Origin of the sequence: Nocardia sp. NPDC004151 (assembly GCF_042874235.1) — a bacterium.
Taxonomy (GTDB): Bacteria; Actinomycetota; Actinomycetes; order Mycobacteriales; family Mycobacteriaceae; genus Nocardia.
Map to the genome: position 1 here is coordinate 607,352 of NZ_JBIAMR010000001.1, position 16,378 is coordinate 623,729.

The window sequence follows — 16,378 nt, forward strand, 5'->3', positions numbered from 1 at the left end:
GGGCCGGATGGTCCACGATCCGGCCCGGCCCCGGGTCCCGCCCCACGCGCGAGGCCCTGTGCGCGCGGTGCGGGGTACCGCCACCCGCCCCGGAGTCCCCTTCCGGACGAGCGGCGGTGGTCTCAGGCGGCGCGCGCCTGCGGGGACAGCCCCCACTCGCGCGCCAGCAGGCGGTGCGACCGCACCCGGTCATCGTGGTCGAAAGCCACACTGGTGACCAGGATTTCGTCCGCGCCCGTCAACTTGCGCAAGGCGTCGAGGCGTTCGGCGACGGTGGCCGGGGAACCCACCAACTGGGTGGTCACCCGATCGTCGATCAGCCGCTGCTGCGGACCCGACAAGGCAGGCGCGCTCTCGGGATCGAGGTAGTCGGCCGCTCCCGCGCCGCTGCGGATGGAGTACACCCAGTGCCCATAGCTGGAGGCCAGGTGCCGGGCGGTGGCGTCGTCCTCGGCGACCAGCACATCGGCGGACACCACCAGATATGGCCGCGGGAAGCGGGCCGACGGCCGGAACGCCGCCCGGTACGCCTCCACCGTCTCGACGATGGTGCCCGGCGACACGTGGTAGTTCGCCGCGAACGGAAGCCCGAATCGCCCTGCCAGTTGCGCGCTTTCGCCGCCGCTGCTGCCGAACAGCCATGGTTGCACCTCGGCGCCCTCACCGGGGACGGCGTGCAGTTCCACACCGTCGTCGGTCACGAAGCTGCCGTCGAGCAGCGCGAGGATCTCCTCGACCTGTTCGGTGTACGGCAGCGGCCGCGCCCCCGGCAGGTGCAGGGTCTCCAAAGCCGCCTTCACCCTGGTGAAGTCGAGCAACTGACCGGGGTAGAACGGGGGTGGGAGCACTACGCCGTCGCGGACCTCGGTGGGCCGCGGTGGGGCGGGCACCGGCGGCACGCCCGCGGATCGCAGCTGTTCGGCGCGCTGCCCCGAGCGACCCAGCCCCAGATCCAACCGGCCCGGGTAGAGAGCGTCGATGGTGCCGAAGGCCTCCACCACCGAGATCGAGGTGTGATGCCCGAGTTGCACGGCGGCCGAACCGACCCGGATGGTGTCGGTGGCGGCGGCGATCAGTCCGATGAGCGTCGTCGGCGCGGAGCTCGCGACCCGCACGAAGTGATGCTCGGCGACCCAGAACCGGTGGTAGCCCAGCTTTTCCGCCTGCCGGGCCAGGTCGACCGTATTGCGGAGGGCCTGCCGGGGCGTCGAGCCCGTGCTGATCGGCGACAGGTCCAGGACCGAGAGCGGGATGGTCACAGCGACCGCCCCCGCCGCGGATCCTGTTCGCCCGCTTCGACGGCCAGCGGCAGCCGGTTCTCCGCCGGGGCGATCGGGCAGGTCGCGTAGTCGGTGAAGGCGCAGGGCAGGTTGACCGCGCGATTGAAGTCGAGCAGCAGGCTGCCGTCCGCCGCCGGCCGGGACAGATCCAGTCGCCGCGCGCCGCCGTAGGTGGTGACGCCGCTGGTGGCGTCGGTGAACAGCACGTGCAGGCCGAGGGCCTCACTGCCGAACACCACCAGTTCGCGCCGCTCGCCGCCCAATTCGACAGTGACCGTGCCGGTGGCGGTGTGGTGATGCTCGAGACCCTCCACGACCGCGCCGGTGGTGACGACACGGGTCTGCGCGAAGGGCTCGAAATAGCCGGTCACGATCCACCGCTGCTGCGGTTCGTAGACGGGGATCTCCGTGAACGCCGCCAGCGTCGGCGCGGCGGGATCGTGCACACGCAGCGCGAACCGCCCGGTCCGCCGGATCACCTCGATGATGCGGTCACCGGTGTGGACCTGGAGCCCCGGCGCCCCCTCGCCGGGCGTGATCGCGGCCTTGCCGCTCAGCGCCACACCGTTCAGCAACAGCTCGGGCTGTCCCGAATCGACCGTGACATAGACGTTCTCGCTGTCGGCGTGCCAGCGGCCGGGCAGCCCGTCGACCGTCTCCTGGTCGGCCCCCAGCCAGTGCAGCCCGGTCAGGCTGAGCCAGCCCAGGGGTTGGCGCGCCCAGGCGGCGCGTTCGGCGCGGAAGGCGGCCCACTGCTGGTCGTAGGCGGTTTCGATGGCGGTCATGAGGCGCGTACTCCTTCGGTGCCGTGATGGGGGTGGCGCAGGCCCAGGTGTTCGCGCAGGGTCGCGCCGGTGTACTCGGTGCGGAAGCTGCCCAGGGACTGCAACTCCGGGACGACCTTGTCGACGAATTCGTCGAGCCCGGTCGGGGTCAGATGCGGAACCAGGACGAACCCGTCCGCGGCATCGGATTGCACGTAGCGGTCGATCTCGGCGGCCACCTGCCGGGGCGTGCCGACGAACTGCTGGCGGGCGGTGGTGGCGATGATGAGGTCCCGGATGGACAGCTGCTCGGCGGCGGCCTTGGCCCGCCAGGCCTCGGCGACGGCGCGCGGGTCACGGGCGTGACGCACCCGCCCGCGGGTGATGTTCGCGTCGTCCACGGGGTCGATGTCGGGCAGCGGGCCGTCCGGGTCGTAGGCGGAAAGGTCACGGCCCCAGACCTGTTCGAGGAAGGCGATGGCGGTCTGCGGCGTCACCTGCTGCCGCCGGATGTACCGGGCGCGTTCGGCGGCGTCCTCGGCGGTGTCGCCGAGCACGAAGGCGGCGGCGGGCAGGATCTTCAGGTCGTCGCGGGCCCGGCCGTACTTGGCGAGCCGGTCCTTCACGTCGCGGTAGAAGCGCTGTCCGTCCTCGAGTTCGCCGTGTGCGCTGAAGATGACATCGGCCTTGGCGGCGGCGAATTCGCGGCCTTCGTCCGAGTCGCCCGCCTGGATCTGCACCGGGTAGCCCTGCGGGCCGCGCGGCAGGACGAACTGGCCTTCGATCTCGAACTGGTCGCTGCTGATCCGGGCCTGCGGGACGGGCTGGGCGAAAATGCCGCGCTCCCGGTCGATCACGAGGGTGTCGGCGGGCCAGCTGTCCCACAGCGCGCGGGTGGCCTCGACCACCTCGTGTGCGCGGGTGTAGCGCTTGGCGTGCTCCAGGTAGCCGCCGCGCCGGAAGTTCTCGCCGGTGAAGGCGTCCGAGGAGGTGACGGCGTTCCACGCGGCGCGGCCGCCGGACAGGTGGTCCAGCGAGGCGAATTGCTTTGCCAGTTCGAACGGTTCGTTGAAGGTGGTGTTGATGGTCCCGGCCAGCCCGAGGCGGGTGGTGACGGCCGCCAGCGCGTTGAGCACCGTGAAGGTGTCGGGCCTGCCGACCACGTCCAGGTCGTGGATGCGGTCGCGGTGTTCGCGCAGCCGCAGCCCCTCGGCGAGGAAGAAGAAGTCGAACAGGCCGCGTTCGGCGGTGCGGGCCAGGTGCACGAAGGAGTCGAAGTCGATCTGGCTGCCCGAGTCCGGGTCGGTCCAGACGGTGTGGTGGTTGACGCCCGGGAAGTGGGCGGCCAGGTGAATCTGCTTGCGTATCCGATGATCCGGCATGGCGGTGACTCCTCAGGCGTGGGCGTAGCGGCCGGCGGGCCGGGGCAGGCCCAGACGCTCGCGCAGGGTGGGGGTGAGGGCGGGCAGCTGCGGCAGGGCGGCGGCGAGCGCCAGCGGGCGCAGCACCACACCGTCGGCGGCGCAGTCGGTTTCGACGCGGCGCAGGATGTCGCGCAGTTCCGCGGGGGTGCCGATGTGGAAGACGGTGGCCGGGGCGGGCGAGGCCGTCCAGTCCTCCAGTTCGGCGACCCCGAGGGCGGCGGCGTCCGCGGTGTCGGCGAGGTGGATGTCGAGGTCGAGCAGCACCCGCACCCGGTTCGGGTCTCGTCCGGCGGCGGCGATGGCGGACCGCAGTTCGGAGCGGGTGGCGGCGGCGGTCGCGAGATCCGGTGCGGCGATCCGGATCAGGTCGGCGCGGTGCACGGCGACCCTCGTGCTGTGCGGGTCGGCGGCGCGCACGGCGAGCGGCGGCCGGCCCTGCGGCGGACGCGGGGTGATGGACGGTCCCTTCACCGAGAAGTGCTCACCCGCGAAGTCGATGTAGTGCAGCCGGTCGCGGTCGATGAACCGGCCGGTGGCCTGGTCGCGGATCTCGGCGTCGTCCTCCCAGCTGTCCCACAGCCGGGTCACCACCTCGACCGCCTCGTCCGCCTCCTCCCAGCGGGAGCGTTCGTCCTGTTCGGGCTTGCGGCCGAACAGCCGCGCCTCCCCCGCCCCGACGGACACCTCCCAGCCCGCCCGGCCCGCGGCCGCGAAGTCCAGGCTGGCAATGGCTTTGGAGAGGTGGAAGGGCTCGGTGTGGGTGACCGAGGCCTGCGGGATCAGGCCGATGCGCCGGGTCTCGGCGGCGGCACGCGCGGCCACCGCCACCGCGTCCAGGCGGCCGATGGCCCCGGCGGATTGCAGGGTGAAGGAGTCCGGCAGGAACGCCAGCTCGATTCCCGCGTCCTCGGCGGCGCGCAGCGCGTCCACCCAGTACCGGGCGTCGAAGAGGTCTTCGGCGCGGGAGTCGGCGCGCCGCCAGGAGGCGGGGTGCGCGCCGGTGCCGGACAGTTCCAGGCCCAGCAGCAGCGGAGTCGGATGCGGCATCAGGCTGTCCTTTCGAGCGGTAGCGGGTGATCGGGGGTGGCCGCCCGGGGGACGGCCGCGAGTAGTTCACGGGTGTAGGCGTGTCGCGGTCGGTCGAAAACCTCGGCGGTCGCGCCGGTTTCGACGACACCGCCCTGGCGCATGACGGCGACACGATCGGCCAGGCGACGGACCACGGCCAGGTCGTGGGAAATGAACAGGTAGGCCACGTCCAGTTCGGTCTGGAGTCGTTCGAGCAGGTCGAGGATCTGCGCCTGCACCGAGACGTCCAGAGCCGAGACCGGTTCGTCGAGCACGACCAGTTCGGGGCGCGGGGCCAGCGCACGGGCGATGGCGACCCGCTGCCGCTGCCCGCCGGACAACTCCGCCGGGCGCCGATCCAGGAAGGCGGCGGGCAGCGCGACCTGATCCAGCAGTGCGGCCACCGCGGCGCGGCGGCCGCGCCGATCGCCGATCCCGAACGCCTGCAAGGGTTCCGCCACGATTCGCCCGACCGTCAGCTTCGGGTTCAGCGAGACGTACGGGTTCTGGTAGACGACCTGGACGCGACGGCGCAGCGCCCGCAGGTCCGAACCGCGGAGGGCGGTGACGTCCTGCCCGTCGAAGGTGACGGCGCCCGCGTCGGGCGCGGTCAGCCGGGCGATGATGCGGGCCGTGGTCGACTTGCCCGAGCCGGATTCGCCTACCACGGCGAGGGTTTCACCACGATGGACCTCCAAGGACACGTCGTTCACCGCATCGACGGTGAAATCCCTGGTGACGCGGAAGGACTTGCGCAGACCGGTCGAGGCCAGCAGCGGGGTCCCGTATTCACGAACCGGACGCGCGGGCTGATCCGCACCGAGGCTCGGCACGGCGGCGATCAACCGCCGCGTGTATTCGTGTTGCGGATTGCCCAATACCTCCGCCGCCGTGCCGGTCTCGACGATCAGGCCGTCCCGCATCACCGCGATGCGGTCCGCCCGTTCGGCCGCGACCGCCAGGTCGTGGGTGATGAGCAGCACCGCCGTCCCCGATTCCGTGGTCCGCGCGGCCAGTAGGTCGAGAATGCGGCGCTGCACGGTGACGTCCAGCGCGCTGGTCGGCTCATCGGCGATCACCAGTTCGGGCCCGCAGGCCAGCGCGATCCCGATCAGTACCCGCTGCCGCTGTCCGCCCGACAGGTCCTGGGGATACTGGCGCGCCCGCAGTTCGGGACGATCCAGCCCGGCCTGGTCGAGGATCTCGACCGCCGCGAGGTCGGCGGTGCGGCGATCGGCCCGGTCGTGGATGCGCAATACCTCGCCCACCTGCCGTCCGATGCGCAGCACCGGATTGAGCGAGGTGCCCGGATCCTGAGGGACGAGCCCGATGCGCGCGCCGCGAATCCGTTGCAGCGCGCGCGGAGACGCCCGGTCGATCCGCTCTCCGTCGAAGGTGATCTCCCCGGCGGTGATCACGCCGCCTTGGAGCAGCCCGATCACCGCGTGCGCGAGAGTGGATTTGCCCGAACCCGATTCACCCACCAGCGCGAGCGTCTCCCCGCGCCGGACCTGGAGCGAGACGCCGCGCACGGCGGGTGTCGCTCCGCCGCGGCCCCGATACTCGACCTGTAGCCCCTCGATGTTCAACAGCTCGGTCATCGGGCCTCCTTCTGCAAGGCGCGGGCGATCCGCTGGGTGGACAGCACCAGCACGACGATGACCAGCCCCGGCAGGGTGGTCAGCCACCACGCGGTGGCCAGGTAGCCGCGGCCCTCCGACACCAGCGAGCCCCACTCCGGCGTGGGCGGCACCGCGCCGTAGCCGAGGAAGCTCAGTGACGCCACGAACAGCGTCACCACGCCGAAGTCGACGGCGGCCAATGCCGCCACCGGCCCGTACGCATTGCGCAGGATGTGGCGGAACAGCACGATGTGCCAGCGCACACCGGACGCGAACGCGGCCTCCACGTAGGGCGCGTTGCGCACCCGCAGTACCTCGCCGCGCATCACCCGGGCGAACCTGGCGATCAGCGAGATGCCCACGGCGATGGCCACATTGCGGGTGCCCAGCCCCAGCACGGTGATGGTGGCCAGGGCGAGCAGCATGTCGGGAATCGAGAGCACCACATCGACCGCGCGCATGATCGCGGTGTCGACCACGCCGCCCGCCGCACCCGCGACCAGGCCGATCAGGGCGCCGGTCACCAGCCCGATCAGCACCGCGAACACGGTCGCGCTCAACGACAGTGCCGCGCCGTGCACCACCCGGGTGTACAGGTCACGCCCGAGATTGTCGGTGCCGAACCAGTGCTGGAGGCTGGGGCCGCGCAGCTTCTGCGCGGGCACGCCCCGCAGGGGGTCACCGCTCGCGAAAACGGCCGGGGCGACGGCCCAGGCGCACACCAGCGCGACGACCGCGCCCGCCGCGACGGTTCCCGGATTGCGCCGCGCCCACGACGCGGCAGCCGTCCCACCGGCGATGGCCTCGCGTCGGAACGTCCGGTCGGCCTCGGGCCGGAATGCCAGGTCAGACATCGGACCACTCGTCATCCGCGTCCCAGAAGGCGATGCCCGGGTCCAGCAGGGGGTGGGTCAGGGTGATGACCCGCAGCGTCGATCGCGGTCCGCGCGAGCAGCCGCGCAGTCGCGCGCGCAGATCGCGGATCACATGCCGGGGCGGGGTCGGCGAACGGTCAGGCATGAGCACGCTCCTTCGTCGAGTTCCGGTGCACCACACGGGGGTCGAGCAGGGGGTAGGCGAGATCAACGAGCAGGTTGACGGTCACGAAGGCCAGGGCGGCGAACACGACGATGCCCTGGACCACCGGGATGTCCTGGCGCAGTACCGATTCCTGCGCCAGTCGGCCGATGCCCGGGCGGGAGAACACCGTCTCGGTGACCACCGCCCCGGCCAGCACGGTGCCGGTCCACAATCCCGACACGGTCAGCGCGGGGGCGGCCGCCGGGCGCAGGACGTGGCGCAGCTGCACCCACCAGCGGGACGCGCCCTTGGCGAAGGCGACCTCGACGAACGGCTGCCGCCAGGTCGCGACCAGGCTCGCGTGGAGGACCTGGGCGATGACCGCCCCCACCGGGATGGCCAGGGTGATCGCGGGCAGGATGGTCCCGCCCAATCCGGTGCCGCCGAACGCGGGCACCAGCTTCAACCGGAACGAGAACAGTTGCAGCAGCAGCAATCCCACCCAGAAGCCCGGCATCGACGCCCCGACCGCGGGTAGCGAGGTGAGCAGCCCGCGCAGCCGGGGACGCTCGGTGTACGCGGCCGCCAGGGCCAGCGCCCCGCCGGCCGCCACGGCCAGCAGCAGCCCGATCGCCGCCAGCGCCAGGGTCGAGGGCAGGGCGTCGCCCAGCGCCCCGGTGACGGTCTGACCGGTGGAGATGGAGTGGCCGAGGTCGCCGCGTACCGCGTGCGACAAGGCCGTCCAGTACTGGGCCCACAACGACTGGTCGAGACCGTAGCGGGCCCGCATCTCCGCGATGGCCGCGGCGTCGACGGGCGTGCCGGTGGCCGCGTCGGCCGCCAGCGCCACCGGGTCGCCGGGCAGCAGGTACAGCCCGGCGAAGGACAGCGTGAACGCCGCCCACAGCACGCCGATCGCCTGCAGTACCCGTCCGATCACGTAGCGGCCCATGGGTTTACCGTGCCAGCCAGGTATCGTGGAACTGCAGTCGCGCGGAGGCCTCGAACTTCACCCCGGCCACCGCCTTGCCGACGCCGATGGCCTGCGAGAGTTCGATGGTCGGGATCCACAGGCCCTGGTCGAGGACCGCGGTCTGGGCGTCGCCGATGATGCGGGCGCGCACGGCCGGATCGGTGGCCGACAACTGTTGGGCGAGCAGCGCGTCGAGGGGTTCGGCGGGGCCGCGAGCGTTCAGGTTGCGCTGGTCGACCGCGAAGGTGGTGCGCAGGATGTCGCCGTCGGCGCGGGTCGAGTTGTAGTAGTTGAAGTCGAAGTCCTTGGTGTTCTGGCGCACCGTCGATTCCGCCACCGACAACGGTTCCAGCCGCAGGTCGAAGCCGACCGCCCGCAGCTGCTGCTGGGTCAGCTCGAGAATGGGCTGATTGGCCGAGAACACGGGGGCGAAGATGACGCCCGCGCTCAGCCGCTGCCCGTCCTTGACCCGGATGCCGTCCGCGCCCGGCGCCCAGCCCGCCTGGTCGAGCTGCTTCTTCGCGGCGTCCGGGTCGAACTTCACCCGGGCCGAAAGATCCACATAGCCGGGCGTTTTGGAGGCGAGCACGCTGCTGGCCGTCTTGAACTGCGGCCCGAGCACGGTGTCCACCAGTTCCTTGCGGTTGATGGCGGGCAGCAGCGCGGCCCGGACCGCCGGATCGCGCAGCACGCCCCGGGTCACATTGGCCTGCAAGCCGAACGGGACGCCCGGGTTGGCGGTGAACTGCACGCGACCGCCGCCGCCCTCGATCTGCGCCACATCCTGCGGCAGCGCGTCACTGATCGCGTCGAGCTGGCCGGAGGCGAGGCTGCCGGTGCGCACCCCGGATTCGGGGACCACGGTGAACACGATCTTGTCCAGATGCGCCTCGCCCTGACCGGCGAAAACCGCGGAGCCCCAGGCATACCCGGCCCGCTTGGCCAGGGTGGCGGAGGCGTTCTGCTTCCACTCGGCATAGGTGAACGGGCCGCTGCCGATATTGGTCCCCAGGCAGCGCTCCTCGGCGGCCTTGGCGGCGGTGGCCTCGGACTGGACGCCCAGCTGCGGGGTCGAGGTCGCCTGCAGGAACTGCGCGTTCGGCCCGGCGAAGTCCACCCGCACGGTGCGCGGATCCAGCACCGTGCTGCCCGCGTACCCGGCCAGGTAGCTCGCGGCCAGCGGCGCCTTCGCACCGCCGAGCGCGACGATCGAATCGAAGTTCCGGCGCACCGAGTCCGCGGTGAGCGGGGTGCCGTCGCTGAAGGTGACCCCGTCGCGCAGATGGAAGGTGAACGACCTGGCATCCGGGGAGACGGTCCAGGTGTCGGCCAGCCACGGCTTCAGCTGACCGGTCTCCGGGTCCTGATCGACCAGCGAGTCCACCACCTGCCGGGTCACGTAGATCGTCTGATTGGTCGACGACTGCGCGGGATCGGAGCAGGTCGGGGCCGATGACAGGCCGTACCGCAGGGTGCCGCCCGCCTGCGGCGGACCCGCCGGCTCACCGCTGCCGGTGGCGGCGTCCCCGCCGCCGCACCCGGCGAGCGTGACGGCGGCGGCGAACACTCCCGCCAGGGCCACGGGGCGGGTGGTGCGCGTGAGCAGGGAACGGGTCATCGGGGATCTCCAGCGGGGTAACGGTCGGCGCCAAGCGGTCGGCTCGGGATGCGGCGGCGGAGTTCGGGGGCGACCTCGGCCTGGAACAGTTCGAGGCTCTCGCGGTGCTCGGCCTCGGTCCGGCCGTCCGCGTCCGCGCTGAGGTGGATGACCTCGTGGCCGAATCGCTCGTGATAGCGGCTCACCTTGTCCAGCACCTGTTCCGGGCTGCCGATGAGCGCCGAGGACCGGGCCGCGAAGTCCTCGACGGAGGCGAACACGATGGGCACGTCGAACTTCCGCGCCACCGCCTGCCGCGCCTCGAAGACCGGTCGATACCGGTCGAGCGCCTCCTGCGAGGTCCGGGTCACCAAAAAGCCCGCCGTGCCCGCGCCCACCAGCGCTTCGGCCGGGTCGTGGCCGTAGGCCGCCCAGCGTTCCCGGTAGTGGTCGATCAGTTCGGCGTACGGCTCGATCGGGTAGGTGACGTTCGCGGAGAACAGCGGATCCCCGTGCAGCGCCGCGTAATCCGCGGATTCACGGCTGGTGGCGCTGCCGTGCCAGATGCGCAGCCGCGGCTGCAGCGGCCGGGGCAGCGCCTTGGCCTCGGTCAGCGCCGGCCGGAACCGGCCGGACCAGGTGACGCTGTCGCTGTCCCACAGCTTCCGGAACAGTTCGTAGCCTTCGCGATTGCGATCCCACTGGTCGTCGGTGGTGACGTGGAACAGCTTGGCCTGCGCCGCGCCGTTGCCCTTCCCGATGATCAGTTCCAGCCGGCCGTCGGAGAGATTGTCCAGCGTCGAGTAGTCCTCGAAGGCGCGCACCGGATCCAGCAGGCTGAGCGTGGTGACACCGGTGAACAGCGCCAGCCGCGAGGTGACGGCCGCGAGGTGGCTGAGCACCACCGGCGGGGCCGCGGAGATGAACGGATCCTCGTGCCGCTCCCCCACCGCGAAACCGTCGTAACCGAGCTCCTCGGCCAGACGCGCGCTCTCGACGACCCGCCGCAGCCGCTGCCGAGGCGACTCGGTCCCGCCGGTCACCGGGTCCGGTGTGTGGGTGATCAAGGTCAGCAGGAGGAACTTCATGCCGGAATCGCCTGCTCTCCGGCGTCGAGGAACTTCTCGAACGGGTGCACGTAGCCGACTTCCTTGCGAACATCACGCGGCAGCGCGGTATAGCCGGCCGCCGTGTACAAAGCGACCGCCTCCGGCTGACGCGGACCGGTGGTCAGGTAGATGCGCCGATACCCGCGCCGCGCGATCTCGGCTTCCAGCTGGTCGAGCACGAACCGCCCCAGCCCTTTTCGCCGATGCGTGGCCGCCGTCCAGATCCGCTTGAGCTCGGCGGTCTCGGCGTCGTACCGCTGGAACGCGCCGCCCGCCACCGTTTCCCCGTTATCCACAACTATCAACAGGTCGCCCTGTGGAGGAGCGAAGTGACTGGCCGAATACCCGGTCAGATCCGCGTGCACCTCCCCCGGCGTCCCGCCGTACCGGCTGCTGTACTCGATGGCGAGCTCCGCCAGCAGCGGCGCGGCCAGGGGATCGTGTTGCCCGACATGGAAGACCCTGCGCGACATGCTCATCCCTTCTTCTTGGGCAGTCCGGGCGGATTGATCCGCGACTGCGGCACGGCCTCGCCGCCCAGGCCCCAGCGGTCCAGCACCTGCTTGTAGAGCCCGTTGTCGATGGCGTACTGGATGGCGGCCCGCAACGGCTCCGCCAGTCCATTGCCCTTCTTGGTGAGGACGCCGATCTCGGCCTGGAGCGCGTCTCCCGCGCCCGACAGCGTGGTCACCACCTTGGTCTGGCCACTGGACGCCGAGTGGTACTGCGCCGAGGGATTGGGGCCGAGGTAACCGTCGAGGCGACCGGAGGCCAGCGCCAGGTAGTAGTCGCTGGTCTTCTCGTAGTAGGCGATATCGATCTTCGGCAGGCCCGCGGCGAGGTTGTCGTCGTTCCACTTCACCAGCAGCTGTTCCTGGTTGGTGCCGGAGCCGACGCCGATCTTCTTGCCCGCCAGCGACTTCCGGTCCTGGTAGGCCCAGTTCGCGTCCTTGGGGACTTCCAGGGCGATATTGTCGAGCCGGTAGGTGGCGAAGTCGTACTTCTCCTTGCGCTCCTCGGTGACGGTGGCATTGCTGATGAAGACGTCCGCCTCGCCCGAGTCGATCTTCACGAAGTTCTGCGCCCAGTCCCCCACCCGGGTCTCCACCTTCAGGCCCAGCAGATCGGCGAGCAGGGAGGAGACGTCGGCCTCGGAACCGATGGGGGTGCGGTCGTCGGTGGCGTAGAAGCGCAGCGGCGGCGTCGCGCCGACCGATCCGGTGACCACCAGCGTGCCGCGATCCCGGACGGCGGCGGGCAATTGCGCGGCGAGCGCGTCCACCTTGGCCGCGTGCACCCGGCCCGACTGCGCCGGGGACAGGTCGTAGTTCAGACCGTTGACGGTGTTGGAGCTGGGAGCGCCGCCATCGCCGTCCTTGCCACAGGCTGTCGCCGCGAACAGGCCGAGCACGGTGAGTGCGGCGAGAGCGGTGATCCGTCTGCGACGGTGCGACTTGGGCATGAGCGGGTTCCTTATCCGGCGTTGGGGGTCAGAGCACGTGGGCGAGAAAGGCTTTGGTGCGGGGATGAGTCGGGGCGTCGAGCACCTGCGCGGGCGGTCCCTGCTCGACGACGCGGCCCGCGTCCAGCAGCACCACCGTGTCGGCCACCTTGCGGGCGAACCCGATCTCGTGGGTGACGATCACCAGTGTGGAACCGCCGCGCGCGAGATCCTCGAGCACGTCGAGCACCTCGCCGACCAACTCCGGGTCCAGCGCGGAGGTCGGCTCGTCGAACAGCACCACCTCCGGCCGCAAGGCCAGCGCCCGGGCGATGGCCACCCGCTGCCGCTGCCCGCCGGACAGCCGGCCCGGATACTCGCCGGCCTTGTCCGCCAACCCGACTCGCGCCAGCAGTTCCAGCGCCTCGGCGTTCACCTCGGCCTTGGAGCGGCGTTGCGCGGCCACCGGCGCGAGCGTCACATTCTCCCGAACCGTCAGGTGCGGAAAGAGATTGAAGTTCTGGAACACGAACCCGATCCGCGCCCGCTGGCGCAGGATCTCGCGCTCGTGCAGTTCGTAGAGTTTGCGGCCCTTGCGGCGGTAGCCGACCAGCTCGCCGCCCACCCGCACGGTGCCGCCGTCCACCTGCTCGAGATGGTTGATGGTGCGCAGCAGCGTCGATTTGCCCGAGCCGGACGGACCGAGAATGACCGTGACCTCGCCGGGCCGCACCGTCAGGTCGATTCCGGACAACACTTCGGTGCGGCCGAAAGACTTTCGGATACCACGTAATTCGATCGCGAATTCACTCATCGCCGGTTCCTCTCGCGAAGCGCCGTTCGATATAGAACTGAATGACACTGAGCACCGTGGTCAGCAGGATGTACCAGACCGTGGCCACCATGAGCAGCGGCACCACCCGGCCGTTCCGGCCGTAGATGACCTGCACCTGATAGAACAGCTCGGCGATCGCCATGGTCGACACGATCGAGGTGCCCTTGAAAAGGCTGATCACCTCATTGGCGGCATTCGGCAGAATTCCGCGCATGGCCTGCGGCCCGACAATGGTGAAGAACTGACGCCGCCACGGCAGCCCGAGCGACCGCGCCGCCTCCCACTGCCCGGCGTCCACCGAGATGATGCCCGCTCGGATGATCTCCGCCGAATAGGCCGCCTGATGCAACGCCAAACCGATGACAGCCGCGGTGAATCCGCTGATCACGCCATTGGTCTGGAATCGCGCGAACTCCGGGCCGAAGGGAATGCCCAGCGACAGCGTCTTGTACAGATAGGCGAGGTTGAACCAGAACAGCAGCTGCACGATCAGCGGAATCGACCGGAACGCCCAGATATAGGTCCACGCGATCGCCTTCAACACCGGATTCTTCGACAGGCGGCCGACGGCCAGCCAGATACCGAGGAAGAACCCCAGCAAGGTGCCCCAGAAGGTCAGCTCGAGGGTCACTTTCAGCGCCGACAGCACCGATTTCGCGGTGACGTACTGCGCGAACGTGCCCCAGTCCCAGCCCGGATTGGTGATCAGCCCGTGCGCGAACTGCGCGACCAGCACCAGCGCGACGGCCCCCGTGACCCAGCGCCACGGGTGGCGGGTGCGGACGACGGACAGATCACCGTCCTCGGCTCCGGTCGCCTCCGCCGTCTGCGCGGATACCGCCAGGGTGCTCATGGACACCGACGATACGAAGCCCGGCACACCCTGTCGCCGGTCCGGCTCAGGCTGAATTCAATTGCGCCTCAATCGATTTCCCGGAAAGTGCGCGGAAATCACTGCGATGGAAGACCAGGGGCTCGGACTCCGGGCTGACGCCCACCCGATGCACCCGCAGCAGCACCACGGCGTGATCTCCCGCCGGAACCTGCTCGTACACCGAGGTTTCCAGCCAGGCCGTCGCCCCCGCCACGAACGCGGCGTTCCCGTTCCCGCCCCGCAGCTCCACATCCCGGAACCGGTCTCCACGCTTGGAGCTCAGACCTCGCGCCGCGCTCTCCTGGTCGCTGCTGAGCAGACTCAAGCCCAATCGGCTCGCCTGCTCCAGCCGCGGCCAGGTCTCCGACGAGTATTGAATGCACACCGACACCAGGGGCGGATCCAGCGATACCGGCACGAAAGTGCTGGCCACCAGCCCGTGCGGCGTTCCGCCGAGCCGGGCGCAGAGCGCCACCACAGCGCTGGGGAAGTGCGCGAAGGTCTTCCGGAGATCGGTCCCGTCGACCGGAGTGAGCGCGGCTGCCGCGCCGTGAATCGAGGTCAGGTCACCCATCGATCCACTCCAGCATCGGCCGCGGCGCGGCGACAGGATTGGGCTCACCCCGATTACAACGACGAACCCCGCCCGGCGGGTGCCGGACGGGGTTCGGGATGCTGCTGTGCGACTTACTTCGGCGCGACCAGGTGCGGCTGGTTGATGGTGACGAAGTAGTTGTAGGCGGAGGCGATCGCGACCGGGGCGGTCACGAGCAGGTTGCCCGCGATGGTGCCCAGGAAGCCGACGGTGCTCGCGCCGATGAAGCAGCCGGCCAGCGGGCCGACACCGAACATCGTGGCCAGCGGGGCCGTCGCGGCGGCGAAGACGACCGCGCCCATGGCGCAACCGACGGCCGCGCCGCCGAGGCCACCGACCAGAGTGCCGACGGTGGCGCCCAGGGAGATGGTGTCCTTCATACGGTTCCAGGCGGCCTGCTCACGGTCGTAGTCCGACTTCCACGGAGCCTGGTCCTCGTAGGGCAGGTTGACGTCCTTGGCCTCGGCGACCGGCTTGTAGGTCGCGTGGTCCATGTCGTACTGCGGAGTGAGGGTCGCGGTGTGGTCGGAGATCTCCGCGGCGATCGGGAACTCGAAGTCGTCCACGCGGAAGTTCAGCGGCATACCGGCCACGACGGTGCCGTCCACGGCCTTGATCTTGAAGACACCGTTCTCGACGACCAGCGAGCCGGAATCGGTCCGGATGACGCTATTGGTCTCGGAAGTGGTTGCGGTGTAATTGATCACCCCGTTGTCAGCGGCCGGAGCGGCGTTGACGGTACCGGCGGTGACGCCCATGGCAGCGGACACCAGGGCCGCGGTCGCGGCGAAAGTCTTGAAGCGCATTTCTCGGTTTCCTCATCAGGCAGTCCGCGTGGTTGGACCGCATGATCGAAACGGGTCGACGCGAACGAAATATGTCGCACGGGTGCTCACACGGTGAACACTCCCGAATTGCGAAACCCGCCCGGTCGAATGACCGAGCGGGCTGTCCCGATGAGGTGATCGCTGATGCCTGTTGCGCCCCTTGCTCTTTACTCGGACCGAGTGTTACTTGGCCGGAGCCGGAGCGGTGATGTGCGGCTGGTTGATGGTGGTGAAGTACTGGATCGCGGCGGCGATGGCGACCGGCGCGGTGATCAGCAGCTGACCCGCGATGGTGCCCAGGAAGCCGACGGTGGCCGCACCCACGAGGCAACCGATGACCGGGCCGGCGCCGAACAGCGCGGCCAGCGGGGCCGAGGCCAGACCGGCGACACCGAAGCCGAGGACGCAGCCGACGGCCGCGGCGCCCAGACCACCGACCAGGGTCGCCACGGTGGCGCCCAGGGAGATGGTGTCCTTCATACGGTTCCAGGCGGCCTGCTCACGGTCGTAGTCCGACTTCCACGGAGCCTGGTCCTCGTAGGGCAGGGCGACATCCTTGGCGACCGGCGCGTAGGTGGCGTGGTCCATGTCGTACTGCGGAGTGAGGGTCGCGGTGTGGTCCGAGATCTCCGCGGCGATCGGGAACTCGAAGTCGTCCACGCGCACCTTCAGCGGCATGCCGGCGACGACATTGCCGTTGGCGGCCTTGATGACGAAGTTGCCGTTCTCGACGACCATGGAACCGGCATCCGTACGGATGACGGTGTTGGTCTCGGAGTTGGTGGCGGTGTAGTTGATCACGCCGTTGTTATCGGCGGCGGGCGCGGCGTTCACGGTGCCGGCGGTGACGCCCAGAGCGGCGATGACCAGCGCGGAAACCGCGGTGAAGTTCTTGAGACGCATGTGTTCGAAAATCCCTCGTGAGATGAGCGGTGTGCCCCGGGGAAAC

Annotated in this window: 17 protein-coding genes; all 17 read right to left on the reverse strand. The window is 70.1% G+C overall.

From position 1 onward, the window contains the following. Window positions 1–122: 122 nt before the first annotated feature. A complete protein-coding gene (locus tag ACFYTS_RS02735; protein ID WP_387300844.1) occupies window positions 123–1,259 on the reverse strand; it encodes an LLM class flavin-dependent oxidoreductase in 1,137 nt (378 codons plus the stop codon). Beyond that, entirely contained in the window at window positions 1,256–2,065 is an 810-nt protein-coding gene (locus tag ACFYTS_RS02740; RefSeq protein WP_357275344.1) for a DUF1684 domain-containing protein, read from the reverse strand. Before ACFYTS_RS02740 ends, ACFYTS_RS02735 begins: the two co-directional genes overlap by 4 nt. Then, complete coding sequence (locus ACFYTS_RS02745; RefSeq protein ID WP_357275342.1) at window positions 2,062–3,426, reverse strand: NtaA/DmoA family FMN-dependent monooxygenase; 1,365 nt, start codon at window positions 3,424–3,426, stop codon at window positions 2,062–2,064. Before ACFYTS_RS02745 ends, ACFYTS_RS02740 begins: the two co-directional genes overlap by 4 nt. Window positions 3,427–3,438: 12 nt before the next feature. Further along, window positions 3,439–4,515 (reverse strand): LLM class flavin-dependent oxidoreductase, encoded by a 1,077-nt coding sequence (locus tag ACFYTS_RS02750; protein ID WP_357275340.1) that lies wholly within the window; start codon window positions 4,513–4,515, stop codon window positions 3,439–3,441. After that, on the reverse strand, window positions 4,515–6,137 hold the full coding sequence (locus ACFYTS_RS02755) for a dipeptide ABC transporter ATP-binding protein (protein ID WP_387300847.1): 1,623 nt from the start codon (window positions 6,135–6,137) through the stop codon (window positions 4,515–4,517). Before ACFYTS_RS02755 ends, ACFYTS_RS02750 begins: the two co-directional genes overlap by 1 nt. After that, window positions 6,134–7,012, reverse strand: a complete 879-nt coding sequence (locus tag ACFYTS_RS02760) for an ABC transporter permease (RefSeq protein WP_387300849.1) — start codon at window positions 7,010–7,012, stop codon at window positions 6,134–6,136. The genes ACFYTS_RS02755 and ACFYTS_RS02760 overlap by 4 nt, the downstream gene beginning before the upstream one ends. Next, window positions 7,005–7,178, reverse strand: coding sequence for a hypothetical protein (locus ACFYTS_RS02765; RefSeq protein ID WP_357275333.1), 174 nt, complete (start codon window positions 7,176–7,178; stop codon window positions 7,005–7,007). The genes ACFYTS_RS02760 and ACFYTS_RS02765 overlap by 8 nt, the downstream gene beginning before the upstream one ends. After that, window positions 7,171–8,130, reverse strand: a complete 960-nt coding sequence (locus ACFYTS_RS02770; protein WP_387300852.1) for an ABC transporter permease — start codon at window positions 8,128–8,130, stop codon at window positions 7,171–7,173. Before ACFYTS_RS02770 ends, ACFYTS_RS02765 begins: the two co-directional genes overlap by 8 nt. A 4-nt stretch (window positions 8,131–8,134) precedes the next feature. Next, window positions 8,135–9,769, reverse strand: a complete 1,635-nt coding sequence (locus ACFYTS_RS02775) for an ABC transporter substrate-binding protein (protein ID WP_387300854.1) — start codon at window positions 9,767–9,769, stop codon at window positions 8,135–8,137. Then, window positions 9,766–10,836 (reverse strand): LLM class flavin-dependent oxidoreductase, encoded by a 1,071-nt coding sequence (locus ACFYTS_RS02780; protein ID WP_387300856.1) that lies wholly within the window; start codon window positions 10,834–10,836, stop codon window positions 9,766–9,768. Before ACFYTS_RS02780 ends, ACFYTS_RS02775 begins: the two co-directional genes overlap by 4 nt. Further along, window positions 10,833–11,336: a GNAT family N-acetyltransferase gene (locus ACFYTS_RS02785; RefSeq protein WP_387300858.1), complete on the reverse strand. Its 504-nt coding sequence runs from the start codon at window positions 11,334–11,336 to the stop codon at window positions 10,833–10,835. The genes ACFYTS_RS02780 and ACFYTS_RS02785 overlap by 4 nt, the downstream gene beginning before the upstream one ends. Further along, window positions 11,333–12,319, reverse strand: a complete 987-nt coding sequence (locus ACFYTS_RS02790; RefSeq protein ID WP_357275323.1) for an ABC transporter substrate-binding protein — start codon at window positions 12,317–12,319, stop codon at window positions 11,333–11,335. The genes ACFYTS_RS02785 and ACFYTS_RS02790 overlap by 4 nt, the downstream gene beginning before the upstream one ends. Window positions 12,320–12,347: 28 nt before the next feature. Continuing rightward, window positions 12,348–13,112 carry an amino acid ABC transporter ATP-binding protein gene (locus ACFYTS_RS02795; RefSeq protein ID WP_387300860.1) on the reverse strand — a complete coding sequence of 255 codons (765 nt, stop codon included), beginning with the start codon at window positions 13,110–13,112 and terminating at the stop codon, window positions 12,348–12,350. Next, entirely contained in the window at window positions 13,105–13,986 is an 882-nt protein-coding gene (locus tag ACFYTS_RS02800; protein WP_357275319.1) for an amino acid ABC transporter permease, read from the reverse strand. Before ACFYTS_RS02800 ends, ACFYTS_RS02795 begins: the two co-directional genes overlap by 8 nt. A gap of 46 nt (window positions 13,987–14,032) precedes the next feature. Beyond that, window positions 14,033–14,581 carry a flavin reductase family protein gene (locus tag ACFYTS_RS02805; RefSeq protein ID WP_387300862.1) on the reverse strand — a complete coding sequence of 183 codons (549 nt, stop codon included), beginning with the start codon at window positions 14,579–14,581 and terminating at the stop codon, window positions 14,033–14,035. Between the two features lie 113 nt (window positions 14,582–14,694). Beyond that, window positions 14,695–15,408 (reverse strand): hypothetical protein, encoded by a 714-nt coding sequence (locus ACFYTS_RS02810; RefSeq protein WP_387300864.1) that lies wholly within the window; start codon window positions 15,406–15,408, stop codon window positions 14,695–14,697. A gap of 204 nt (window positions 15,409–15,612) precedes the next feature. Continuing rightward, complete coding sequence (locus ACFYTS_RS02815) at window positions 15,613–16,332, reverse strand: hypothetical protein (protein ID WP_357275311.1); 720 nt, start codon at window positions 16,330–16,332, stop codon at window positions 15,613–15,615. Window positions 16,333–16,378 lie beyond the last annotated feature (46 nt).